The sequence below is a fragment of the Acuticoccus sp. genome (assembly GCF_965213555.1).
In the GTDB taxonomy this organism is placed as follows: Bacteria; Pseudomonadota; Alphaproteobacteria; order Rhizobiales; family Amorphaceae; genus Acuticoccus.
In genome coordinates this window covers 2,218,678-2,242,922 of the sequence record NZ_OZ243890.1, presented here as the reverse complement: position 1 = coordinate 2,242,922, position 24,245 = coordinate 2,218,678, and the positions used below count along the sequence as shown (strand labels likewise).

Annotated in this window: 24 protein-coding genes; 10 read left to right on the top strand and 14 right to left on the bottom strand. The window is 69.7% G+C overall.

Features of this window, described 5'->3' with window-relative positions; all coding sequences use genetic code 11:
* The first annotated feature begins 2 nt into the window (after positions 1–2).
* From trpA to ACOOE8_RS10600, 6 genes are read left to right on the top strand one after another with little or no spacing between them, the layout of a single operon-like run.
* Positions 3–815: a tryptophan synthase subunit alpha gene (gene trpA, locus ACOOE8_RS10625; protein WP_420391452.1), complete on the top strand. Its 813-nt coding sequence runs from the start codon at positions 3–5 to the stop codon at positions 813–815.
* A complete protein-coding gene (gene accD / locus ACOOE8_RS10620) occupies positions 812–1,768 on the top strand; it encodes an acetyl-CoA carboxylase, carboxyltransferase subunit beta (RefSeq protein WP_420391451.1) in 957 nt (318 codons plus the stop codon). The genes trpA and accD overlap by 4 nt, the downstream gene beginning before the upstream one ends.
* Positions 1,769–1,773: 5 nt before the next feature.
* Positions 1,774–3,093, top strand: a complete 1,320-nt coding sequence (locus ACOOE8_RS10615) for a bifunctional folylpolyglutamate synthase/dihydrofolate synthase (RefSeq protein ID WP_420394681.1) — start codon at positions 1,774–1,776, stop codon at positions 3,091–3,093.
* A gap of 43 nt (positions 3,094–3,136) precedes the next feature.
* Positions 3,137–4,105: a signal peptide peptidase SppA gene (gene sppA / locus ACOOE8_RS10610; RefSeq protein ID WP_420391450.1), complete on the top strand. Its 969-nt coding sequence runs from the start codon at positions 3,137–3,139 to the stop codon at positions 4,103–4,105.
* Complete coding sequence (locus ACOOE8_RS10605) at positions 4,098–4,469, top strand: integration host factor subunit beta (RefSeq protein ID WP_420391449.1); 372 nt, start codon at positions 4,098–4,100, stop codon at positions 4,467–4,469. The genes sppA and ACOOE8_RS10605 overlap by 8 nt, the downstream gene beginning before the upstream one ends.
* Positions 4,470–4,482: 13 nt before the next feature.
* The gene (locus tag ACOOE8_RS10600) at positions 4,483–4,752 is read left to right on the top strand and encodes a LapA family protein (protein ID WP_420391448.1); all 270 of its coding nucleotides are present in this window, start codon (positions 4,483–4,485) and stop codon (positions 4,750–4,752) included.
* Between the two features lie 18 nt (positions 4,753–4,770).
* Here ACOOE8_RS10600 and lpdA read toward each other — a convergent pair whose 3' ends face one another.
* The 14 genes from lpdA to zapE all read right to left on the bottom strand — a co-directional run bounded on the left by lpdA (position 4,771) and on the right by zapE (position 19,875).
* Positions 4,771–6,171, bottom strand: a complete 1,401-nt coding sequence (lpdA, locus tag ACOOE8_RS10595) for a dihydrolipoyl dehydrogenase (protein WP_420391447.1) — start codon at positions 6,169–6,171, stop codon at positions 4,771–4,773.
* Between the two features lie 81 nt (positions 6,172–6,252).
* The gene (locus tag ACOOE8_RS10590; RefSeq protein ID WP_420391446.1) at positions 6,253–6,657 is read right to left on the bottom strand and encodes an MAPEG family protein; all 405 of its coding nucleotides are present in this window, start codon (positions 6,655–6,657) and stop codon (positions 6,253–6,255) included.
* Positions 6,658–6,675: 18 nt separating this feature from the next.
* Positions 6,676–7,410 carry a hypothetical protein gene (locus tag ACOOE8_RS10585; protein WP_420391445.1) on the bottom strand — a complete coding sequence of 245 codons (735 nt, stop codon included), beginning with the start codon at positions 7,408–7,410 and terminating at the stop codon, positions 6,676–6,678.
* Between the two features lie 142 nt (positions 7,411–7,552).
* A complete protein-coding gene (gene odhB, locus ACOOE8_RS10580) occupies positions 7,553–9,286 on the bottom strand; it encodes a 2-oxoglutarate dehydrogenase complex dihydrolipoyllysine-residue succinyltransferase (protein WP_420391444.1) in 1,734 nt (577 codons plus the stop codon).
* 138 nt (positions 9,287–9,424) lie between these two features.
* Positions 9,425–12,382, bottom strand: coding sequence for a 2-oxoglutarate dehydrogenase E1 component (locus ACOOE8_RS10575; RefSeq protein WP_420391443.1), 2,958 nt, complete (start codon positions 12,380–12,382; stop codon positions 9,425–9,427).
* Positions 12,383–12,410: 28 nt separating this feature from the next.
* Positions 12,411–12,971 carry a DUF1810 domain-containing protein gene (locus ACOOE8_RS10570; protein WP_420391442.1) on the bottom strand — a complete coding sequence of 187 codons (561 nt, stop codon included), beginning with the start codon at positions 12,969–12,971 and terminating at the stop codon, positions 12,411–12,413.
* A 130-nt stretch (positions 12,972–13,101) separates the two neighbouring features.
* A complete protein-coding gene (locus ACOOE8_RS10565; RefSeq protein ID WP_420391441.1) occupies positions 13,102–13,716 on the bottom strand; it encodes an exopolysaccharide biosynthesis protein in 615 nt (204 codons plus the stop codon).
* Between the two features lie 141 nt (positions 13,717–13,857).
* Positions 13,858–14,766, bottom strand: coding sequence for a succinate--CoA ligase subunit alpha (gene sucD / locus ACOOE8_RS10560; RefSeq protein WP_420391440.1), 909 nt, complete (start codon positions 14,764–14,766; stop codon positions 13,858–13,860).
* Positions 14,767–14,888: 122 nt separating this feature from the next.
* Entirely contained in the window at positions 14,889–15,095 is a 207-nt protein-coding gene (locus ACOOE8_RS10555) for an HVA1 family protein (protein WP_420391439.1), read from the bottom strand.
* A gap of 73 nt (positions 15,096–15,168) precedes the next feature.
* Positions 15,169–15,918: a dienelactone hydrolase family protein gene (locus tag ACOOE8_RS10550; protein WP_420391438.1), complete on the bottom strand. Its 750-nt coding sequence runs from the start codon at positions 15,916–15,918 to the stop codon at positions 15,169–15,171.
* A 34-nt stretch (positions 15,919–15,952) separates the two neighbouring features.
* Positions 15,953–17,146, bottom strand: a complete 1,194-nt coding sequence (gene sucC, locus ACOOE8_RS10545) for an ADP-forming succinate--CoA ligase subunit beta (RefSeq protein WP_420391437.1) — start codon at positions 17,144–17,146, stop codon at positions 15,953–15,955.
* 113 nt (positions 17,147–17,259) lie between these two features.
* Positions 17,260–17,745, bottom strand: a complete 486-nt coding sequence (locus tag ACOOE8_RS10540) for an invasion associated locus B family protein (protein WP_420391436.1) — start codon at positions 17,743–17,745, stop codon at positions 17,260–17,262.
* Positions 17,729–18,691: a malate dehydrogenase gene (gene mdh / locus ACOOE8_RS10535; protein WP_420391435.1), complete on the bottom strand. Its 963-nt coding sequence runs from the start codon at positions 18,689–18,691 to the stop codon at positions 17,729–17,731. The genes ACOOE8_RS10540 and mdh overlap by 17 nt, the downstream gene beginning before the upstream one ends.
* Before the next feature lie 65 nt (positions 18,692–18,756).
* A complete protein-coding gene (gene zapE / locus ACOOE8_RS10530) occupies positions 18,757–19,875 on the bottom strand; it encodes a cell division protein ZapE (RefSeq protein WP_420391434.1) in 1,119 nt (372 codons plus the stop codon).
* Positions 19,876–19,989: 114 nt separating this feature from the next.
* Between zapE and ACOOE8_RS10525 the strand changes: the two genes are divergently transcribed.
* From ACOOE8_RS10525 to dnaA, 4 genes are all read left to right on the top strand, one after another.
* Complete coding sequence (locus ACOOE8_RS10525; RefSeq protein WP_420391433.1) at positions 19,990–20,763, top strand: enoyl-CoA hydratase; 774 nt, start codon at positions 19,990–19,992, stop codon at positions 20,761–20,763.
* A gap of 130 nt (positions 20,764–20,893) precedes the next feature.
* Entirely contained in the window at positions 20,894–21,157 is a 264-nt protein-coding gene (rpsT, locus tag ACOOE8_RS10520) for a 30S ribosomal protein S20 (RefSeq protein ID WP_420391432.1), read from the top strand.
* Positions 21,158–22,142: 985 nt separating this feature from the next.
* Complete coding sequence (locus ACOOE8_RS10515; RefSeq protein ID WP_420391431.1) at positions 22,143–22,577, top strand: rhodanese-like domain-containing protein; 435 nt, start codon at positions 22,143–22,145, stop codon at positions 22,575–22,577.
* Positions 22,578–22,732: 155 nt separating this feature from the next.
* Positions 22,733–24,163 (top strand): chromosomal replication initiator protein DnaA, encoded by a 1,431-nt coding sequence (dnaA, locus tag ACOOE8_RS10510; protein ID WP_420391430.1) that lies wholly within the window; start codon positions 22,733–22,735, stop codon positions 24,161–24,163.
* The last annotated feature ends 82 nt before the right edge of the window (positions 24,164–24,245 follow it).

The window sequence follows — 24,245 nt, the reverse complement described above, 5'->3', positions numbered from 1 at the left end:
GCATGAGCCGCCTTGGCGATCGGTTCGCCGCGCTGCGCCGCGATGGCCGCGCCGGGCTCGTCACCTACGTGATGGCGGCCGACCCCGACATCGCGACGTCGGAGGCGATCCTCGCGGCGCTGCCGGGGGCGGGGGCGGACGTCATCGAGCTCGGCATGCCGTTCACCGACCCCATGGCGGACGGGCCGGCGATCCAGGCCGCGGCGCGCCGGGCGCTCGCCGCAGGAGGGTCGCTCGCCGTCACGCTCGACCTCGTGCGGCGCTTCCGGGCGGGCGACGACGCGACGCCCATCGTCCTCATGGGCTACTACAACCCGATCTGGCGGCACGGCGTCGACCGCTTCCTCGACGGGGCGCGCGAGGCCGGCGTCGATGGCCTCATCGTCGTCGACCTGCCGCCGGAGGAGGACGACGAGCTGTGCGTCCCCGCCCGCGAGGCCGGCCTCGACTTCATCCGCCTTGCGACGCCCACCACGGACGCGCGCCGCCTGCCTGCCGTGCTCGCGAACACCTCCGGCTTCCTGTACTACGTCGCGATCGCCGGCATCACGGGGACGAGGAGCGCCGCCGCGGGCGACGTCGCCCACGCCGTGGAGCGGCTGCGCGCAGCGACGGCGCTCCCCATCGCCGTCGGCTTCGGGGTCAAGACGCCCGAGCAGGCCGCCGAGATCGCGGCGGTCGCGGACGCGGTGGTGGTGGGATCGGCGATCGTCGACACCATCTCCAAGGCGTCGCCGCAGGAGGCGGCGGAGGCCGTGCGGGCCTTCGTCGGGAGCCTCGCCGAGGGCGTCAGGACCGCGAGGGTCGTCGCATGAACTGGATCTCCTCCGTCGTCCGGCCGAAGATCTCCTCCTTCTGGACCAAGCGCGACACGCCCAACAACCTATGGATCAAGTGCCCCGAGACGGGCGAGATGGTCTTCCATCGCGACCTCGAGCAGAACGGCTGGGTCGTGCCGGGCTCGGGCTTCCACATGCGCATGCCGGTGCCAGACCGGCTCGCCAGCCTGTTCGACGCCGGCCTTTACGAGACGCTGCCGCTGCCGACGGTGCCGCACGATCCGTTGAAGTTCCGCGACGAGCGGCGCTACCAGGACCGGCTGCGCGACGCCCGCGCCAAGACCGGCCGCGAGGACGCGGTAACGCTCGCCAAGGGCACCATCGAGACGCTGCCGGTCGTCGTCGCGGTGCAGGACTTCGGCTTCATGGGGGGCTCGCTCGGCATGGCGGCGGGCGAGGCGATCGTCACCGGCGCGCAGACCGCACGCGCGGAGGGCACGCCCTACGTCCTGTTCGCAGCGTCCGGCGGCGCCCGGATGCAGGAGGGCATCCTTTCGCTGATGCAGATGCCGCGGACCACGGCGGCGATCATCGGCCTACGCGAGGCGGGCCTGCCCTACGTCGTGGTGCTGACCAACCCGACCACCGGTGGCGTCACCGCGTCCTACGCGATGCTGGGCGACGTCCACATCGCCGAGCCCGGCGCGCTCATCGGTTTCGCGGGGCCGCGTGTGATCGAGCAGACGATCCGCGAGACGCTCCCCGAGGGCTTCCAGCGCGCCGAGTACCTCTACGACCATGGCATGGTGGACATGGTGGTGCACCGCCACGAGCTGCGGCCAACGCTCGCGCGGCTCCTGCGCGTGCTCACCCACCGGCCTGCGCCCGCCGTCGAGGAGCTTCCTGAGGCGGCAAGCGACCCGGCGCCCGGTGCCGCGGACGAGGTCGTGGCGTCCCCGGCCGCGCAGGAGGAGCCGGTCTCCTCTTGACCGTGATGAGCGCGACGAGCCGGCTCTTGGAGCGCATGGCGGCGCTCCATCCCAAGCGCATCGACCTGTCGCTGAACCGGCTCGAGCGGCTCCTCGACGCGCTCGGCCACCCTGAGGCGCGGCTGCCGACGGTCGTCCACATCGCTGGGACCAACGGCAAGGGGTCCGTGTGCGCCATGCTGCGGGCGATGCTGGAGGCGGACGGCAAGGCCGTCCACGTCTACACCTCGCCGCACCTCGTGCGCTTCAATGAGCGCATCCGCCTCGCCGCGCCCGGCGGCGGGACGCTGGTCGCCGACGAGGCGCTGACCGAGGTCTTGGAACGCGTCGAGGCGGTGAACGGCGGCGAGCCCATCACCTTCTTCGAGATCACCACCGCCGCCGCCTTCGTCCTGTTCGCCGAGCGGCCGGCCGACGTGCTCGTGCTCGAGACCGGCCTCGGTGGACGGCTCGACGCCACCAACGTCGTCGCACGCCCGGCTGCATCGGTGCTGACGAGCATCGGCATCGACCACGTCGGCTTCCTCGGGCCGACGCTGGCGGAGATCGCGGTGGAGAAGGCCGGCATCATCAAGTCCGGCGTCCCCGTGGTCAGCGCACCGCAGAAGGGCGACGCCAGCGCCGTCATCGAGCGGCAGGCCGCCCGAGCGCGAGCGCCGCTCCACCTCGGCGGGATGGACTGGACCATCGGGCATGAGAACGGCCGTCTCGTGTTCGAGGATGAGGGCGGCCTCCTCGACCTGCCGTTGCCGCGGCTGCCAGGGCGTCACCAACTCACCAACGCAGGGGTCGCCATCGCCGCCGCCCGCGTCACCGACCTCGTCGCCGCGCCCTCGTCCATCGAGGCCGGCATGACGGCGGTGGACTGGCCCGGCCGGATGCAGCGGCTCACCCGCGGGAGGATCGTCGCCGCCGCACCGCCGGACTGCGAGCTGTGGCTCGACGGGGGACACAACGCGGACGCCGGCGAGGTCGTGGCCGCGGCGCTGGCCGACCTCGAGGAGCGCGTGCCGCGCCCGCTGTTCCTGATTGCCGGAATGCTGTCCACCAAGGACCCGGCGGCCTACTTCCGGGCGTTCGCCGGCCTCGTGCGGCACGTCTTCACCGTGCGCGTCCCGGGCAACGACGCGGCCATCGAGGCAGCCGCGCTCGCCGACGCGGCGCAGGATGCGGACCTCTCGGCCGAGCCGGTGGGCTCGGTCAGGACGGCGCTGCGGCTCCTATCGGAGACCTGGCGCTTCGAGCCGCCTCCCCGCATCCTCATCGGCGGCTCGCTCTACCTCGTCGGCGACGTTCTGGCGCAAAACGGAACTCCTCCGACATGAACTAAGGTGCTAGATTGTCTGGGCTTCGCACACGGGGGCTCGGATGGCGCTCGACGTCGACACGCTACTGGACCGCAGGCGGCAGACCAGACGGATCGCGTTCTGGCGAGCGCTCGCCTTCCTCCTCGTCCTCGGTGCCGTCGCCGTCGCCGTCCTCACGCTCGTGCGGCCCACCGCGCCGCACGTGGCGCGGCTGCCCATCAACGGCGCCATCGTGTCGGACCGGCCGCTGGTGCAGCTCATCGAGCGGCTCGGCGAGGACGACGGCGTTGCCGGCATCCTCGTCGCCATCGACTCTCCCGGCGGCACCACGGTGGGGGGCGAGCGGCTCTACGACGCGCTGCGCGACCTCGCCGCAAGGAAGCCAGTCGTCGCCCACATCAACACGCTCGGCGCCTCGGCGGCGTACATGACGGCGCTCGCGAGCGACCACATCGTCGCCCATCGCACCAGCCTGACAGGCTCGATCGGCGTGCTCATCCAGTTCGGCCAGATCAACGAGCTCCTCGACGACCTCGGCATCACCGTCACCAAGGTCGACACGGGTCCGCTGAAGGCGGAGCCGAACCCGTTCGAGCCGGTCGATCCCGCCGCCATCGACATGCTGCAGGGCGTCGTGAACGACACCTACGCCTGGTTCTTGTCCCTCGTCGTGGAGCGTCGCGACATTCCCGAGCCGGAGGCGCGGCGGCTTGCCGATGGACGCATCTTCACCGGCCACCAGGCGCTCGAGGCGAGGCTGATCGACGCGTTGGGCGGGGAGGACCAGGCCATCGCCTGGCTGGTTGAGGAGCGGAACGTTCCTCGCGGGCTACCGGTGCGAACCTACAAGGCGCGAAGCGGCGCCGACCTGCCGTTTACTGCAAGGATGGCTGACCACGTCCTTGACCGCATTTTCGCCGCAATCGGCATGTCATTGCCGCCACTTCGCCCCGTCGGCTCGGTTGACGGTCTATGGTCCGTTTGGCACGCTTCATTTTCGTCGGACATAAAGGTGAAGAAAAATGATTAAGTCCGAACTTGTCACGCGTCTGCAGCTCAAGAACCCGCACATGTTCCAGCGCGACGTCGACACAGTCGTGAATGTTTTCCTGGATGAGATCGCCAGTGCGATGCGTGACCGCGACCGCGTCGAGATGCGGGGGTTTGGAGCGTTCTCCGTGCGCGTCCGCGACGCCCGCGTGGGCCGCAACCCTCGCACCGGAGAGCCGGTGGACGTGGCGCAGAAGGCCGCTCCGTTCTTTCGCACCGGCAAGGAGATGCGTGACCGCATCAACTCCTCCGAAGCCGTGGCGTCCGCCTCCCTCCCCTTCGCCGACGACGACCTTTCCGATGCCCTCGAGGACGAGCGCGTCGCCAAGCACGCGGCCGAGTAGCGCTTCCGGTCCGATGCGTCGGGCGCTCGGCACGGTCCTCCTGATCGTCGTCGCGGGGGCCGGCATCGTCCTCGCCGTTGCCAACCGGCAGATCGTGCCGCTGCACTTGGACCCGTTCCGTGCCGCGCAGCACACGGTGGAGGCGCCGCTCTACCTCCTCCTCATCGCCGCGCTGGGGATCGGCATCGTCCTCGGCGGGCTCGCGTCAGGATCCCGCCGAGCGTCGCTCCACGAGCCACGCACCGTGATGCGCAAGCCGCGTCGGACAAGGCTCGCCCGATAGCAGCTCTCGCCGAAGGCCTCACATGTGGATGGCGCGACCTGCGACGGCCAGCGCCGCCTCCTTGACGCCCTCCGACAGCGTCGGGTGCGCATGGCATGTGCGCGCGATGTCCTCGGCGGCGGCGCCGAACTCCATGCCCAGCGTGACCTCGGCGATCATCGTCCCGGCGTCCGGGCCGATCATGTGGACGCCGAGCACGCGGTCGGTCGTGGCGTCGGCGAGGACCTTCACGAAGCCGTCGGTGGTGCGGTTCACCTTGGCACGGCCGTTGGCGGTGAACGGGAACTTGCCGACCTTGTAGTCGACCCCGTCCGCCTTCAACGCCTCCTCGGTGCGGCCGACGGAGGCCACCTCCGGGTAGGTATAGACGACGTTCGGGATGGCGCCGTAGTTCACGTGCCCTGCCTCGCCGGCGATGATCTCGGCGCACGCGACGCCCTCGTCCTCCGCCTTGTGCGCCAGCATCGGTCCGGCGATGACGTCGCCGATGGCATAGACGCCGGCAACGCTGGTGCGGAAGTGGTCATCGGTCTTGATGCGACCCTTGTCGTCCAAGTCGACGCCGACCTCGTCGAGGCCCAGCCCCTCGGTGTAGGGACGCCGGCCGATGGCGACGAGGACCACGTCCGCCTCGAGCACCTCCGCCTCGCCGCCGTCGGCGGGCTCCACCGTCACCTTGAGGGCGTTGCCGGAGGTGTCGACGCCGGTGACCTTCGAGCGCAGCTTGAACGTCATCCCCTGCTTGCCGAGGATGCGCTGGAACTGCTTGGAGATCTCGCCGTCCTCGGTGGGGATGATCCGGTCCAGGAACTCGACCACCGTCACCTCCGAGCCGAGCCGTCGCCACACCGAGCCGAGCTCGAGGCCGATGACCCCACCGCCGACGAGCACCATGCGGCGCGGCACCTCCTTAAGGTCGAGCGCACCGGTGGAGGAGACCACGCGCTCCTCGTCGATCTCGATGTTCGGCAGACGGACGATGTCGGAGCCCGTGGCGATGATGACGTTCTTGGTCTCGATCTCCTGCGGCTCGCCATCGTCCGGCGTCACGCGCACCTTGTTCGGCCCGGCGAGCGATCCGGTCCCTCGGTAGGTGTCGATCTTGTTCTTCTTGAACAGGAAGTCGACGCCCTTGACGTTGCCGGCGACGCCCTCGTCCTTGAACGCCAGCATCTTGGGGACGTCGAGCTTCGGATCGACACCGATCCCCATCTCGGCGAACCCGTGGTTTGCCTCCTCGTACATCTCGGAGGCGTGCAGCAGCGCCTTCGACGGGATGCAGCCGATGTTGAGGCAGGTGCCGCCGAAGGTCGGCCACTTCTCCACGACCGCCGTCTTGAGGCCGAGCTGGGCGGCCCGGATGGCGGCGACGTAGCCCCCCGGCCCACTGCCGATCACCGTCACGTCGTAGGCCGCCATCGCGCGCTCCGCTTGTCAGGAAGGACGAGGCACAGGTGCCCCGGGCGGGGCCGCACTTCAAGGCTCGGAGGGCGTCGCGCGTCAGCCGAAGAGCGCCGAGACGAACGGCGTCAGGACGAGGACGAGGCCGAGCATGGCGGCGGCCCAGATGAGCGACCGGACCAGTGGGACGTGGAAGAGGTAAGTCGGAACGTAAACCACGCGGCCGGCGAGGTAGAGCTGGGCGCCGATCGCAGTGGTCGGCGTCGTGGCGTCCGCGACCACCACCGCGATCGCGGCGGCGGCGAACACGGGGAACGTCTCGCCCATGTTGCGCAGCGCGCGGTCGGCCCGCTGCGCTCGGGAGGAGACCGGCGCGGCAGGCGTGTCGCGCGGGCTCGCCGCCCAGGATAGGCCGGATGCCATCGCTCGCGGCGCCGCGGCGACCATGATCTGCACGAGGAGAAGGACGCCGGCAAGGCCGACGCACAGGAGTTCGATCGGCAACGGGGTCTCCTTCGCGGCTCAGAGGGGGTAGGGGCAGCGAAGCGTGTGACGCAGGGTGCGCGCGCGCTCGTAGAACAGTCGGTCGAGGCGGGTCAGCCTGTCGAGCGCCGCCAAGGCCTCCCCGCTCGGCTCCTCGCGCTCGATGCGCTCGAAGGCGTCGGAGGCGGTGAGCGTCTCGAACGTGTTGAGCCGACCCAACTCGGCGCCACCGTTGAGCCCCAGCATCGCCGTCATGGCCTGCGCGTCCTCACCCAGCGTGTCGTCGAACGCGACGTAGGTGAAGCGCGACAGGTTGGCGAGCGCGGTCTCCACCGCGTACTGGCGCTCGTTGAGCCTGAAGCCCTCGGCCCCGTCCAGCCGCAGCGGTCCCAGCATGGCGCGCACCATGTAGTTGCGGACGCTGACCACCACCTCAGGCGCGTGACAGTTGAGGAAGTCGACGAGCCCCAGCGCCCGGGCATGGCGCGGCCCTGCCAGGTTGCCGCGCTCGATCATCTCGGGCCGGTGCGAGCGCCAGAAGTAGTACAGCGACAGGATGCGACGGCGCGGCTCGCGCAGCACGGTGACGACGCGCTTGGGTCCCGGCACCGCGTCGATGCCGTACTTGGAGAAGTGGCCGCCGAAGTAGCGCCACCGGCGCATCGCCTGCAACGGCTGCTGGGGCAGGACGTCGTGCCGATGGGGGCACACGTCGTCCGGCGCAAAGCTCGCCTTGAGGAGCTCGTGCAGCGACGTCCCGGCACACTTGGGCATGTGCATGAACACGAGCCGCTCGTTCGGCTGCAGCTCCGCGGGCGCGCGTTCGCCACAATGAGCCGGGCGAGAAGGCCTCGTCCTGAGTTCAGTCGCCGCCACCAAGGCCTCCAGGGCGCCAGGCTCGCGCAGCGCGCGCCGCTCAGAGGTCGAGGAGGAGCCGCTGGGGGTCCTCGACGGCCTCCTTGATGCGCACGAGGAAGGTCACTGCCTCCTTCCCGTCGACGACCCGGTGATCGTAGCTCACCGCGAGGTACATCATCGGGCGGACCTCCACCTTGCCGTCGGTGGCGACGGGGCGCTGCTCGATCCTGTGCATGCCCAAGATGCCCGACTGCGGCGCGTTGAGGATCGGCGTCGACATCAGCGAACCGTAGATCCCGCCGTTGGTGATGGTGAACGTCCCGCCCTGCATCTCCTCGAGCTTCAGCTGCCCGTCGCGGGCGCGGCGGCCGAAGTCGGTGATGGTCTTCTCGATCTCGGCGAAGGACAGCCGGTCGGCGTCGCGCACCACGGGTACCACGAGGCCCTTGTCCGTGCCCACCGCGATGCCGAGGTGATAGTAGTTCTTGTAGACGAGGTCGTTGCCGTCGATCTCGGCGTTCACCGCAGGGACGTCGCGCAGCGCCTGGACGCAAGCCTTGGCGAAGAACCCCATGAAGCCAAGCTTGACGCCGTGCTTCTTCTCGAAGGTGTCCTTGTACTCCTTGCGCAGCTGCATCACGGCGGACATGTCGACGTCGTTGAACGTCGTCAGCATCGCCGCGGTGTTCTGCGCGTCCTTCAGCCGCTTGGCGATGGTCCGGCGCAGGCGCGTCATGGTCACGCGCTCCTCGCGGTCCGCGTCGGCGGACGGGGCGCGGGCCTCGCGTTGCGCCGGCGCCTCGCTCGGCGCGGAGGGCGGTGCGGTGACCCCGCCCTCGATGGCCTTCAGCACGTCCTCCTTGAGGATCTGCCCGCGGCGCCCGGTGCCGGCGACGTCATCCTGCGAGAGCCCGGCGTCGGCCATCGCCTTGCGCGCGGAGGGGGCGGGCGGCATGTCGCCCTGGCGGCCTGCGGCGCGGGCCTGCTCGCGCTCGGCCGAGCCGTGGCGTTCGGTGTCCTTGCGCTTGGGCTGCTCGGCGCGCGCGGGCTGGTCGCCCGAGGGACGCTCGCCGCCGCCGGCGGACGGCGCGGCTCCGCCCGAGATCGTGCCGAGGAGGCCGCCGACCTCCACGGTGTCGCCCTCCTTGACGGCGAGGCTCGCCACGGTGCCGGCCGAGGGTGCCGGCACCTCCACGGAAACCTTGTCGGTCTCGAGCTCGACGAGCGGCTCGTCGGCGCTCACCGCCTCGCCCTCGGACTTCAGGATGCGCGCCACCGTCGCCTCTGTGACGCTCTCCCCGAGCGAGGGGACCCGGACCTCCGTCGCCGCGCCGCCGCCGCTCGCGGACGCGTCCGACGACGCGGTGGCCCCGGTAGGGGCCGCGCCATTGCCGCCGGAGGGCGGCGCGTTGGCCGTCGACCCCTCCCGCTCGGCCGCCTCCGCACCGGCTCCGGCGTGCTGACCGCCCTGCGGATCCTCGACCTTGCCCTGCTGAGCGCCCTCGCTGGACGACGACGCCCCACCGGACCCGGCCGCACCGCTGGCCGACGCCCCGGCGCCCTCGGCGATCTGCCCGAGCAACGCCCCGACTTCGACGGTCTCACCGTCCTTTGCCGCGATCTCCGACAGCGTGCCCGCGGCAGGCGCCGGAACCTCCACGGTCACCTTGTCGGTCTCGAGCTCCACCAGAGGCTCGTCCGCCGCCACGGTGTCGCCCTCCGACTTGTACCACTGGGCGATGGTCGCTTCGGTGACGCTCTCACCGAGGTTGGGCACGCGGATGTCGGTCATGGTGCTCTGTGTGTGGCTGCAAAAACTGTCGTCGTCAGGGCTCGCGCGGCGGGGCGACGGCGAATGGGGCCGCTGCATCGCCCCATCTGTGGACCGATCGTCGGACGCTGGCAAGGCGCGCCGCCGCGCCGCTCAGGGTCAGGCGAACACCAGTTCCATCATCGCCTCGAGCTGCTGCTGGTGGCGCCGAGCGAGCCCGGTCGCAGGCGAGGCCGCGGCGGGGCGACCCACGTAGCGCGGACGCGCGTTCGCCAGCTTGGCTTGACCGAGGCACCAGTCGAGGTAGGGCTGCACGAACGTCCATCCGCCCATGTTGGCCGGCTCCTCCTGGCACCACACGAGCTCGGCGTTCGGGAAGCGCTTCAGCTCGTTGGTCATGGACCTCGCCGGGAACGGGTAGAGCTGCTCGAGGCGCAGCAGGTAGACGTCGCTGGCATCGCGCTCCTCGCGCGCCTCAAGGAGGTCGTAGTACACCTTGCCCGAGCACACGACGACGCGGCGGACCTCGCCGTCCTTGGCGAGCGCGAAGTCGCCGGTCCGCCCGACCTCGGCATCGTCCAGCAGGATGCGGTGGAAGCAGGAGTCCGCCCCCATGTCGTCCAGCGTCGACACACAGCGCTTGTGGCGCAGCAACGACTTCGGCGTCATCAGGATGAGCGGCTTGCGCAGGTCGCGACGCAGCTGCCGGCGCAGGATGTGAAAGTAGTTCGCCGGGGTCGAGCAGTTCGCCACTTGCATGTTGTCCTCCGCGCACATCTGCAGGAAGCGCTCGAGCCGCGCCGAGGAGTGCTCTGGCCCCTGTCCCTCGTAGCCGTGCGGCAGCAGAAGCACGAGCCCGGTCATCCGCAGCCACTTCCTCTCGCCCGAGGAGATGAACTGGTCGATGACCACCTGCGCCCCGTTGGCGAAGTCGCCGAACTGCGCCTCCCAGCAGACGAGCGCATCGGGCTCGGCGAGGGAGTAGCCGTACTCGAAGCCGAGCACCGCCTCCTCGGACAGCATCGAGTTGATGACTTCGTAGCGGCTCTGCTCCGCGCCCTCGTCCGCGACGTGGTTGAGCGGGATGTAGCGATTTTCATTCTCCTGGTCGTAGAGCACCGAGTGCCGCTGGGAGAACGTGCCGCGCTCGACGTCCTGCCCGGACAGGCGCACCGGATAGCCCTCGCGCAGGAGGGTCGCGCAGGCGAGCGACTCGGCGGTCGCCCAGTCGATGCCCTTGCCCGCCTCCATCATCTTTCGGCGGTTGTCGAGGAAGCGGCCGATGGTGCGGTGAAGGTGGAACCCCTCGGGGACCGAGGTGAGGCGCCGGCCGATGTCCTTCAACGTGTCGACGTCGACGCCCGTCGACCCGCGCCGCGGGTCCTCGGCGTTCTCGCCGGGCTTGATGGACGACCAGCGGCCATCCAGCCAGTCCGCCTTGTTCGGCAGGAACGCCTCGCTGGCCTCGAACTCCTCCTCGAGGTGCTGCCGCCACTCGGCCTTGCGCGCCTCGACCTCGTCGGCGCTGAGGACCCCCTCATCCACGAGGCGTCGACCATAGATCTCGAGGGTCGTCGGATGCTCGCGGATGGTCTTGTACATGATGGGCTGGGTGAAGCCCGGCTCGTCGCTCTCGTTGTGACCGAAGCGGCGGTAGCAGAACATGTCGATGACGACGGGCTTGTGGAACTTCTGGCGGAACTCCGTCGCAACCTTCGCCGCGTAGACCACCGCCTCCGGGTCGTCGCCGTTGACGTGGAAGATCGGCGCCTCGATCATCTTGGCGACGTCCGACGGGTAGGGCGACGAACGCGAGAAGTGCGGGTTCGTCGTGAAGCCGATCTGGTTGTTGACGATCACGTGGATCGAGCCGCCGGTGCGATGGCCCTTGAGGCCGGACAGCCCGAAGCACTCGGCTACAACGCCTTGCCCGGCGAACGCTGCGTCGCCGTGCAGGAGGAGCGGCAGCACCTTGGTGCGGTCCATGTCCGCGAGCTGGTCCTGCTTGGCGCGCACCTTGCCGAGCACCACGGGGTCGACGATCTCGAGGTGCGACGGGTTCGCGGTAAGCGACAGGTGGACGGAGTTGCCGTCGAACTCGCGGTCGGATGAGGCGCCGAGGTGGTACTTGACGTCGCCCGACCCCTCCACGTCGTCTGGCTTCCAGGAGCCGCCCTTGAACTCGTGGAAGATCGCCCGGAGCGGCTTGCCCATGACCTGGGCGAGGATGTTGAGCCGGCCGCGGTGGGCCATGCCGATGGCGATGTCCTCGACGCCGAGGTTGCCGCCGCGCTTGATGATCTGCTCGAGCGCGGGGATCACCGCCTCGGCGCCGTCGATGCCGAAGCGCTTCGTCCCGGTGTACTTGAGGCCGAGGAACTTCTCGAACCCCTCCGCCTCCACGAGCTTGTTGAGGATCGCCTTGCGACCCTCCAGCGTGAAGCCGACGCCCTTGTCCGGCCCCTCGATGCGCTCCTGGATCCAGAGCTTCTCGTAGCCGTCCGAGATGTGCATGAACTCGACGCCCATCGTCGAGCAGTACGTGCGGATGAGGATGTCGACCATCTGGCGCACGGTGGCGACCTCGAGGCCGAGCACGTTGTCGATGAAGATCGGCCGATCGAAGTCGCCCTCGCTGAAGCCGTACGCGCCGGGCGAGAGCTCCTCGTCCTTCATCCCCGCGATGCCGAGGGGATCGAGCTTGGCGTGGTAGTGCCCGCGCATCCTGTAGGCGCGGATCATCATGATGGCGCGCACCGAGTCCCGGGTTGCACGCCGGACGTCGGACTGGGTGAGCTCGGCGCCGGCCTGCTGCGCCTTCTCCTTCACCTTGGTCTCGACGCGCGCCTCGATCGCTCCCCAGTCGCCGTCGAGGGCGGAGACAAGCTCCCCGTTCATGGGCACCGGCCAGTCCGTCCGCGCCCAGCGGGGGCCGTGCGCCTCCACCTCGACGGCGTGCCGATCGTCCTTCAGGTCGGCGAAGAAGGCCTGCCAGCCAGCATCCACCGAGGACGGATCGTCCTGGTAGCGGGCGTAGAGCCGCTCCAGGTACTCGGCGTTGCCGCCGTAGAGGAAGGAGGAGTTGAGGAACGCGGCGTTGGCACTTTGCCGGGACATGGCGGATCCGTCGGTTGAACTCTACGCCCTAACCTAAGCCTTTCTCGCGGCGAACTGAACCGTCCAGCGCGACCTGCCCCCCGCACCCGTGAGCGCGGGCGTCACGTCGCGGCGAACTGAACCGGCGCGACCTGCGAGGTGGTTTGCGCGGCAGCCCGAGCCGCTCCAGCGTGTCGCCGTCAGCCTCGCCGCCGTAGAACGCCGTCAGCGCGTCCTCGAACACCGTCTCGGTAGGGTCCGCCGCGGCGAACAGCGTCAGCGAGGAGCGGAACTTCAAGTCGTCGGGGCTGCCGAACAGGCGGCTTGGGTCACGCTCCGACGAGCGCATGGCGGCCTCGACGGCGGTGCGCAGCCGGGGACCCAACACGGGATGGTTGAGGTAGGCTCGAGCCTCGCCGACGTCCGCGATGGCGTAGCGCTCGGCCATCGCGCTGCGGCCGAGCCCCTGCAGCTGCGGGAAGACGTACCACATCCAGTGCGTGCGCTTCGCGCCGGCCTCGAGCTCGGCACACGCGCGCTCGAAGTCCCCCTCCTGCGCCGTGACGAAGCGTGCGAGGTCATACGGGTCGGCCACCGTGCGGGCCCTCATCAGGTTGTCGCCGTGCATGTCGCACGCTCAACCGGCGCCCCTCGTCCGCCGTTCCGGAGCGCGATGTACATCCACCTACGCGACAACAGCATGGACGGGGGACGCCAGCCTTCGAGGCGCCAGCCTCCGATCAGACGACCCAAAGGAAGGTCCCGACGGTGGCCGCGATCATCCCGTAGCCGAAGGCGGCGAAGAGGCCGTCGCCTGCGATGAGCGCGACCCCGAAGGCGACGATGCCGAAGGCCGGTGCGGTGACCCCCCAGGGCACGAACGCGAGTGGGACCATCGTCACGGACAGCACGCAGACCGAGACGAGGATGAGGGCTCGGGCCAGCGCGCCATCGGTGAGGAGGGTGAGCCGCTGGCGCACGAGGGCATCGACCTTGTCGGTGAGCCATCGCCCGCGCTCCACCCCCTTCTTGAACCGCTCCTGGGCGACGGCGACGCGGCCGAGCCGCCCGGGCACATGGAACGCGCCATGCCGTCCGAGGGCCGCACGGCCCACCGCGATGAGGATGAGCGCCGAAACGGTCATCGAGATGCCGGGGATGGCGCCGATGATCGGCAGCGCCGCGAGCAGGCCGAGCAACGTGACGAGCACCCCCGTCGATGTGTCGGAGAACGCGCCCAACACATCGTTGATCGACACCTTGCCGTCGCGGTCCGCATCCTCGACCCGGTCGAGGATGCTGCTCAGCGAGCGCGGCGCGTCACCGCCTTCCGTCGTTTCAGGCCGGTCCATCATGCGCGGACAACGCCGTGGCGATGGTCCGGGTTTCGCCGCCTGTGCCGACGCACCGAGCAAGCCCCGGGCAGGGACGAGGTTCAGCGTCTCCTGCCAGCGTGTTTTCGGCCGAAGGAGGCCGACCGGCGTCGGCGGCGGCGGTCAGCCCCGCAGAACCTCGGCGAGGGTCTTGCCGAGCTGCGCCGGCGAGGGCGACACGCGGATGCCGGCCGCCTCCATGGCGGCGATCTTGTCCTCCGCGCCGCCCTTGCCGCCGGAGATGACGGCACCGGCGTGGCCCATGGTGCGGCCCGGCGGCGCGGTGCGGCCAGCGATGAAGCCGACCATGGGCTTCTTGCGCCCCCGCTTGGCTTCATCGGCGATGAAATGCGCGGCGTCCTCCTCGGCCGAGCCACCGATCTCACCGATCATGATGATCGACGTCGTCTCGTCGTCGGCGAGGAACATCTCCAGCATGTCGATGAACTCGGTGCCCTTGACCGGGTCGCCGCCGATCCCGACCGCCGTCGTCTGGCCGAGCCCCTCCGCGGTCGTCTGGAACACCGCCTCGTAGGTCAGCGTGCCGGAGCGCGACACGATCCCCACCGAGCCATCCTGGAAGATCGAGCCGGGCATGATGCCGATCTTGCACTCGAGCGGCGTCAGGACGCCCGGGCAGTTGGGGCCGAGAAGCCGCGAGGAGGACCGGTCGAGCGCCGCCTTCACCTTCACCATGTCCATCACCGGGATGCCCTCGGTGATGCAGATGATGAGCGGGACCTCCGCCTCGATCGCCTCGAGGATCGCAGCGCCCGCTCCCGCGGGCGGCACATAGACCACCGAGGCGGTGGCGCCCGTCGCCTCCTTCGCCTCGGCCACCGTGGCGAAGATCGGCAGCGGCTTGGCGCTGCCGCTGGCGCCGGTCCAGGTGTCGCCGCCCTTCTTGGGATGGACGCCGGCGACCATCTGCGTGTCGTGGTAGGCGAGCGCCTGCTCGGTGTGGAAGGTGCCGGTGCGGCCGGTCAGCCCCTGGACGATGACCTTCGTGCTCTTGTCGACGAGGATGGACATGGGGTCTCTCGGCTCGGGGATGGCGAAGGCGCGGACACGCCGGTCGAAGGTTGGCTAGAGCAAACGCGCGGCGACCTCAACCGCGGCGCCCGGCCGGCGGACGCGAGCGCGCACCACGATCGTCAAGCCTTGTCGACCTCCGAGTGCAGCTTGAGGACGGCGTCGCCGTCGTCCTGCTCGATGTAGTAGGCGGGGCAGTCCTTCGATCCGTTCCTGGTGATCTGTTCGCCCTTGATCTTCCGCGTCGTCTTGCGCGTGTAGAGCTTCTTTGATCGTCCCTGTCGCGGTGCCCTTGCCCCAGCTCCACTTGACCGTCTCGCGCTCCGCAAACGCCATCATCGTCCCTCCCGTGGCGAGGGGCGATGAGCTAGGGCATCGACGACCGGGCGCCAGCGTGCGCAGTTAGAAGCGGGCGTCGAGGAACTCGGTCAGCGCGTCCCATGACGCGCGGTCGGCCTCGAGGTCGTAGTCGCCGGAGCCGAACACGGTGAACGAGTGGCGCGCGCCGCCGAAGACGCGCGCGTCGTGTTCGGCGCCGTCGTTGCGCATGGCCTCGATGGCAACAGCAAGCTCAGGCATGCCGGACACCGGGTCGGCCGACCCGTGCAGGAGCAGGATCGGCCCGCTCGCCGCGCTGTAGTCCTGCCCCTCGGGCGTGCCGAGCCCGCCGTGGAAGCTCACGAAGCCGGCAGCATCCGCCCCGGCCCGGGCCGCCTCGAGCACGCCGGCGCCACCGAAGCAGTAGCCCATCATCACCTTGTCGTCGGTGGCGCCCTCAAGGTTCGAAGCCTCCTCCAGCGAGCCGAGCAGCCGCGCGCGGAACAGCTCGCGGTCGCCGTAGAGCCGCCCTGCGAACTCGCGGTTCTCGTCCGGCGACTGGGGCCGGTCCTCCGCCCCGTAGACGTCGATGGCGAAGGCGGTGTAGCCGGCCGCCGCCAGCATGTCGGCCCGACGCCGCTCGTAGTCCGTCAACCCGTCCCAGTCGTGCACGATGAGGACTGTGCCGCGCGGCTCGGCGTTGGTGTTGCGCGCCACGTAGCCCTCGAACTCCGTGCCGCCGACGCTGTAGCGGTGCGCCTCGCCGACGATCTCGGCCTGCGAGGCCCCGCTCGCCATCATGAGAATAATGGCGATCGTCGTTGTCCTAACCATGTTCGGCTCCCCCTCTTCGTCCTGTTTCGGTCCTTCAGCTTGCCACCGAAGCGACGATCTTCTGCGCCGCGTCGTCGAGGTCGTCGGCCGAGGTGATGTCGAGCCCGCTCTCGTTGAGGATCGCCTTGCCCTGGTCGACGTTGGTGCCCTCGAGGCGCACCACCAGCGGCACCTTGAGGCCCACCTCCTTCACCGCCGCCACGACGCCCTCAGCGATGACGTCGCAGCGCATGATCCCGCCGAAGATGTTCACCAGGATGCCCTGCACGTTGGGGTCCGCGGTGATGATCTTGAACGCTGCTGCCACCTTCTCCTTGGAGGCGCCGCCGCCGACGTCGAGGAAGTTGGCGGGCTCGGCGCCGTACAGCTTGATGATGTCCATCGTGGCCATCGCCAGCCCGGCGCCGTTCACCATGCAGCCGATGTTGCCGTCGAGGGCGACGTAGGCGAGGTCGTACTTCGACGCCTCGATCTCCTTGTCGTCCTCCTCGCTGAGGTCGCGCAGGGCGACGATGTCGTCGTGGCGGAACAGCGCGTTGCCGTCGAACGAGACCTTCGCGTCGAGGACGCGCAGGTGCCCGCTCTGCATGACGATGAGCGGGTTGATCTCGAGGAGGCTCATGTCCTTCTGGGTGAACGCCTCGTAGAGCTGGCGGGCGAGCGTCGCCATCTCGCCGCGTGCTGGCTCCTCGAGGCCGAGCGCGTCCTGCAGCTTGGCGACGTCGGGGTCGGTGACGCCGGCCGCCGCGTCGATGTTGACCGTCACGATCTTGTCGGGCGTGTCGTGGGCGACCGCCTCGATGTCCATGCCACCCTCGGTGGAGACGACGAACGCGACGCCGCCCTTGGCGCGATCGACGAGGATCGACAGATAGAGCTCGCGCGCGATGTCGGCGCCGTCCTCGATGTAGAGCCGGTTGACCTGCTTGCCGGCCGGCCCCGTCTGGTTGGTCACCAGCGTGTGGCCGAGCATCTCGCGGGCGTGTGCCTCGACCTCCTCCACCGACCTCGCGAGGCGCACGCCACCCTTGGCGTCGGCGCCCAGCTCCCTGAACTTGCCCTTGCCGCGTCCGCCGGCGTGGATCTGGCTCTTCACCACGTAGAGCGGCCCGGGCAGCGTCTGCGCCGCGTCGGCAGCCTCGTCCGCCGAGGTGATGGCGACGCCGTCCGCCACCGGCGCCCCGAACGACTTCAGGAGCTCCTTGGCCTGGTACTCGTGGATGTTCATGGGTGGCTCCTCGCGGTCGACACGGTCGGCGGTCGCGGGTGGACTTAGCAGAACTGTCGGCCCGGTCCACGTCCGAGCGCGCGTCCGCCTCCGCGGGACCTGGCCCACCACGGTCAGCACGAGCTGAGGACGGCGTCGATGGCCTTGGCGGAGCCCGACAGCGAGATGGTGAAGGCGTCGCCCTCGCGCAGCGGCGGGGCGAAGTCGTAGGTGAGCTGCGAGCCGCGCCGCATGGCGTCGACCAGCGGATCGTCCGGTTCGACCTCCGCAGCGGCCTGCCAGGCGGCGTCGCGCTCGACGAACGCGAGGGACGCATCACGCACGAAGTCCTCGCCGTCGACGGTGAAGCGGACGTCAGGAGGCTGGGCGGGCTCCTCCATGGCGAACAGCGCCGGGCGCACGATGACCCGGCCACCGCGGCACGTCACCTCGAGGCCCACCGCATCGGTCTGCGGGATGCCCCAGCGTGCGCCCGGCCCGGCCGCGTCGTCGCGAACGAACCACACGGGCTCCGCGCCAAGCGCGACGGACCCATCGGACGAGGCGACGGCGATGGCGAGGACGGCGGCGAGCGCGAGCCGCCTAGGCGAGGCTCGCATCGATGGACTTGCACGCGTCGAGCAGCCCGCGCACCGCCTGCACGGAGCTCTCGAACATGGAACGCTCCTCGCCCTGGAGCTCGATCTCGACGATCCGCTCCACCCCGCCAGCGCCGATGACGACCGGGACGCCGACGTAGAGGTCGTCCACGCCGAACTGACCGGACAGGTGCGCAGCAGCCGGCAGGACGCGCTTCTTGTCGCGCAGGAACGCCTCGGCCATCTGGATCGCCGAGGCCGCGGGCGCGTAGAACGCCGAGCCGGTCTTGAGCAGTCCGACGATCTCGGCACCGCCGTCGCGGGTGCGCTGGACGATCTCGTCGAGCCGCTGCTGCGTCGTCCAGCCCATGGACACGAGGTCGGGCAGCGGAATGCCGGCCACCGTCGAGTAGCGCGTGAGCGGCACCATAGAGTCGCCGTGGCCGCCGAGCACGAAGGCGGTGACGTCCTCCACCGACACGTCGAACTCCTGCGCGAGGAAGGTGCGGAAGCGCGCCGAGTCGAGGACGCCGGCCATCCCCACCACCTTGTGCTCGGGCAGGCCGGAGAACTTCTGCAGCGCCCACACCATCGCATCGAGCGGGTTGGTGATGCAGATGACGAAGGCGTCCGCCGCGTGGGTGCTGATCCCCTCGCCCACCGCCTTCATGACCTTGAGGTTCGTGCCGATGAGGTCGTCGCGGCTCATGCCGGGCTTGCGCGGCACGCCGGCCGTCACGATGACGACGTCGGCGCCGGCGATGTCCGCGTAGTCGTTGGTGCCGGTGAGCGTCGCGTCGAACCCGTCCACGGGCGAGGACTGGAGGATGTCGAGGGCCTTGCCCTGGGGCGTCCCCTCGGCGATGTCGAACAGGACGACGTCGCCGAGCTCCTTGAGCCCGGCAAGGTGGGCGAGGGTTCCGCCGATCTGTCCCGAGCCGATGAGGGCGATCTTGGAGCGTGCCATCCGTCCGTCCTGCAGCATAATGTTGTCGCCGGGCTAACGCGTTCGTTCCCTACGTTCAAGCCGGCTCACGTGGCAGGGGTCGCCTCAAGCTCGGCGAGGTAGCTGGACGAGCGCATCTCGTGCAGCCGTGAGGCGCTCCGAGCGAAGGCAAAGGCCTCGTCGGCCGCCCCACCCTCCCCGGGATCGAACAGGTCGTCCGGCTCCGCCTCGGCGGTGACGATGAGGCGGACCTTCTGGTCGTAGAGCACGTCGACGAGGTTGATGAGGCGGCGCAGCGTCTCGCGCCGCGCCGGACCCAGCACCGGCACGCCCTCGAGGAGGAGCGTGTGGAAGCGCTTGGCGAGCGCGAGGTAGTCCGCCGCGCTCATCGGCGCCTCGACGAGCTCGGCGAAGGTGAAGCGCGCCAGCCCGCCCACCGCGCGGGGGACGGCGAGCTTGCGCGACGCGACCGGGACGGTCGTCGGACCGGCGTGCCGCCCGGCGAGCAGCTTGTCCCACAGCCGCTCGAAGCCCGCCTCGCCCGGCGCGAACCACACCCTGAAGTCCTGCAGCCGGTCGAGCCTGTAGTCCGCCGCCGCGTCAAGCTCGACGACGTCCACGTTGTCGCGCAGGAGGCGGATGAACGGCATGAACAGGGCCCGGTTGAGCCCCTCGCGGTAAAGCTCGGCTGGGGCGACGTTGGAGGTCGCGACCAGCGTGACGCCCTGCTCGAAGATCGGCTTGAACAGACGCGACAGGATCATCGCGTCGGCGATGTCGGTGACAGCGAACTCGTCGAAGCACAGGACCCGGGTCTCCTGCGCGATGGCTTCGGCCGCCTTGGCCACGGCGTCGTCCTCGTCCTCGCGGCGCAGGGCGGCGATGCGCGCGTGGGCGTCCGCCATGAAGTCGTTGAAGTGGACGCGGCGCTTCCGCTGGTTCGGGACCGCCTCGTAGAACAGGTCCATCAGCATCGTCTTGCCGCGACCGACCGCACCCCAGAGGTAGAGCCCCGTCACGGGTCGGGTGCGGCCGAGGCTGCGGCGCAGGACGCCGGTGAGCCCGCCGCGGCGAGCGGCGAGCTCGGCGACCACGTCGTCGAGCGCCCGCGCCACGGCGAGCTGCGCCGCGTCGCGCTCCACCTCCCCCTGCGCGACGCGCGCCTCGTAGCGCGCCGTGACGCTCGCCGCTCCCCCGTCCGTCATCGCTGTTCCCCGTGCGCCCCGCGGACGGTCGTACCCGAACCCGCACGCCGGCTCGAAAGGTTGCGCCTGTCGGCGCGCCTGCCTACCGGTGGCGCACCAACGGGGGAGGGACGCGTGAGCGAGACTTTGGTTCTGACCGAACGCGACGGTGCCGTCGGCATCGTCACGCTGAACCGGCCGGACGCGCTGAACGCGCTCAACGCCCGCCTGGTGGACGACGCAGTCGACGCCTTGATGGCGTTCGACGCCGACGAGGGCGTCGGCTGCATGATCCTGACGGGTGCCGGCAAGGCGTTCGCGGCCGGCGCGGACATCAAGGAGATGGCGACCAAGTCGTTCTGGGACGCCTATGGCGGCGACTTCATCTCACGCTGGGACAGGATCGCGACGATGCGCAAGCCCGTCGTCGCGGCGGTCGGCGGCTACGCGCTGGGGGGCGGCTGCGAGGTCGCCATGATGTGCGACCTCATCATCGCGGCCGACACCGCGAAGTTCGGCCAGCCCGAGATCAACCTCGGCATCATCCCCGGCTCGGGCGGCACGCAGCGCCTGACGCGGGCGGTGGGCAAGTCCAAGGCGATGGACCTCATCCTCACCGGTCGCATGATGGACGCATCGGAGGCGGAGCGCGCCGGGCTCGTCGCGCGCGTGGTGCCGGCCGACCAGTTGATGGACGAGGCCCGCAAGGTCGCGGCGACGATCGCCTCGAAGTCACTGCCATCGCTGATGGCCGCCAAGGAGAGCGTCAACCGCGCGTTCGAGACCGGGCTCGCCGAAGGGGTGCGCTTCGAGCGGCGCATCTTCCACGCGCTGTTCGCGACGGAGGACCAGAGCGAAGGCATGGAGGCGTTCGCCCAGAAGCGTGCGCCGAACTTTCGCAACCGTTAAGCCGTCCAGCCACCCCGATTGCCTTGACGCGGTCGGCTTGACGGCGTAGGCGCGGCTTCGATCTCTTGAAGCCGATGGCGACGCCGTCGCGTTCCGGCGCGGGGGCGCGCCTGCGTCACCGGAAGGGTCCATGGCCAACACGAAGTCCGCGCAGAAGATGGTCCGCAAGCTTGGGAAGCGGACCGCAGTCAACACCGCGCGCCGCTCGCGCATGCGCACGTACGTGCGCAAAGTCGAGGAGGCGATCTCCTCCGGTGACCAGGCGGCCGCGCTCGCCGCCCTGCGCGACGCGCAGCCGGAGATCATGCGCGCTGCGCAGAAGGGCATCATCCATAAGAACGCCGCGGCGCGGAAGGTGTCGCGCCTGGCGGGACGCGTGAAGGCCATCGGCTGACACGGGGGCACGGACGTTGATGCCCTCACCGGCGTCGACAGCCCGGTCGTCGGCCTCGGCCTGACGACCGATCAACGTCGAACAGGCTCCACTCGAACGATGCCGGTCGGCCTCGAGCGCCCATGCTCGGCCACCGGTGCGCTCTGTGTTGCCGCCGTCGTGCAGCCGGGATCAGACGGCGCACGAGCGGTGCGCCCTGCTGCATCATGCGCTTTAGTTATCCACAGGCACGTCTCCCCTGCGCTGCAGCCTCCGACGGGCGGGACATAGACGGCAAGGGCTCGGCCGCGCCGGCAACCTTGGGACAGCGTTTTGCGTGCGCAACGCTCATCCAACGGCGAGCGCGGGTTCTGAAGGCCGCCTCGCTGTCAGCGAAATTCGAAGCGAAACCCTCGATTTAGCTTCAACTCAAGGTGGGACGCCCTCGGTGCGGCCAACGCTCCGCGGTGCCGCCAACGCCCCCCTGCGCCCCCGATCGAGGCTCCCGCAGGCACGTTGGAGGGGACGTCAACTGCAAAGACGCTTAAATTATTTTGCTTGAAGAATCATAATTCCGAGGTGCTGCGAACCCGTTAAGGCAGAACAGCATTTTCAGCCGAGCTTGTGCAAAAGACCGCGGCACGCTTGGCGTTTTGCGGAAAGCGTCGCGCCGAGCGTCGCCATCGCCGCTTGCCCGAGGGGCCGGTGCGTGTCAGTTATTGCCCACCGGGCGAGGGGATCGCCCGTCCTAAAGAGTAGGGTCGTGGCACGAACGTTGTGTCCACGGAAATGTTGCCTAGGTGGTGTTTGAGCATGCCGAAAATTACAATTTTCGATTGTGACAAGGTCGTGGGTCAGTCGCCCGAGGCGCGCGCGGCTCAAGGATCGTTGGACCGCATCGAAGTCCCTGCGCCAACCGGTCGAGCCTAGCCCCGACCCGCACCGCACGACCGAGACAAGAACGCCATCAACGGGTGCGCTCCACCCGCACGGGGAAGTCATGGCCATGTCGCAAGAAGCAGACCCCACCATCGCGGACGCCTCGCCGTCCGACACCCTGCTGGCGCTGGAGGGCGACCCGAAGGCCCGCCTCGTCGACGTGAGGACGCAGGCGGAGTGGAGCTACGTCGGCGTGGCAAACCTGTCGGCAACGCCGGCGGGGGAGCCGGTGCTCTTGGAGTGGCAGTCCTTCCCGTCGATGCAGGTTTCCGAGGCATTCGGGGCGGCGCTGCAGGCAGCGGTCCCCGACCGCTCCGCCCCACTCTACTTCCTCTGTCGCAGCGGCGTGCGCAGCCTCGCTGCCGCGAAGGCGGCGACGGCGCTCGGCTACGAGGCTTGCTACAACGTGAAGGACGGCTTCGAGGGCCCGCCGGACACCGAAGGGCATCGCGGCAACAGGGCCGGATGGAAGGCCTCGGGCCTTCCCTGGCGTCAGTCCTAAAGAAACTGCACAGCAGAACACCAGTCCCCGTGCGCGGGCGCCCGGGCGCCTGACGGGGAGCCGCGTCGAGCGAACCCGGTGATCAAGTGAAACACAGTCCCAGCCGACGGGAGATAGGAGTAGTGCGACCGATGGAACCTAACGAAACTTCGACCATGACGACCGACGCGCTGGCGGTGCAATGCTGGCAGAAGATCAAGGCGGAGCTTCGCGCGGCGCACGGTGAGGACATCTACACGTCCTGGTTCGAGCGCATCGAGTTCGAGGGCGAAGCCGGTCCCATCGTCGACCTCTCCACGCCCACCTCGTTCATCCGTCACTGGGTCAAGAGCCAATACGCAGCCGACATCCTGCAGCGCTGGCGCGCCGAGCGGCCCGAGACCGCCGACGTGCGCTTCAAGGTCCGCAGCGCGCTGCGCCCCGCCGAGGACCGCGCGTTCGCCGTGGCGCCCAACCGGGTCGGCGCCACGGCAGGCAGCGCGGCCCCGCACCGCCAGGCGGACGCGGTACCGACCAGGGTCAACGCGGTCGGTAGCCTCGAGGGTTCGGCGCTCGAGCCGGCCCACACCTTCCAGGCGTTCGTGGAGGGTGCGGCGAACCAGCTCGCCGTCGCCGCCGCGAAGAAGGTCGCGTTCGCCCAGGTTGGCGACCGGACAGCGTACAACCCGCTCTTCGTCTCCGCTCCCGTCGGGCTCGGCAAGACCCACCTCCTGCAAGCGGTCGCCAGCGCCGCGGTCGGCGTCAACCCCGCGCGCCGCGTGCTGTACCTGACGGCCGAACACTTCATGTACCGCTTCGTCTCGGCGATCAGGAACCGCACGACGATCTCGTTCAAGGACATCCTGCGCGAGATCGACGTCCTCATCATCGACGACCTCCAGTTCCTCAACGGCACCAAGGTGCAGGAGGAGTTCGGCCACACCCTGGGGACCTTGGTCGACAGCCAACGCCAGGTGATCGTCGCGGCAGACCGCCCGCCTGCCGACCTCGACGGCCTCGACGCCCGCGTGCGCTCGCGGCTCGGCGGCGGCCTCCTCGTGGAGCTCGACGCGCCCGACTACGCCATGCGCCGAGCCATCCTCGAGCAGCGGATCGCCGCACAGCGCGAGATCTTCGAGGGCCTGGCCTTCCCCGACGAAGTGACCGACTTCGTGGCGCGCTCCGTCACCACCAACGGGCGCGACCTCGTCGGCGCGGTGAACCGCCTGGTGGCGCACAACCAGCTCACCGGCGCGCCCGTCGACCTCAAGATGGCCGAGAACGCCCTGCGCGACCTCCTGCGGGCGCGCGAGACGAAGAAGCCGAAGATCGAGGACATCCAGCGCGTCACCTCCCAGCACTTCGGGGTGTCACGGCACGACCTCGTCTCGGCGCGACGCACGCGGGTGATCGTCAGGCCCCGGCAGATCGCGATGTACCTGTCGAAGACGCTCACGCCGCGCTCGCTGCCGGAGATCGGCCGCCGCTTCGGCAACCGCGATCACACGACGGTGCTCCACGCGGTGCGCAAGGTCGAGGACATGGTGAAGAAGGACCCACAGACGGCCGAGGACGTGGAGACCTTGAAGCGGCTGCTCGACCAGTAGAGCAGCGCCGCCAACGTCCGCTCCGCTGCGCCGTCGTCGTGCGCGCCGCGGCTCCGGCGCCGCCATGTGGACGTCGCCGGCC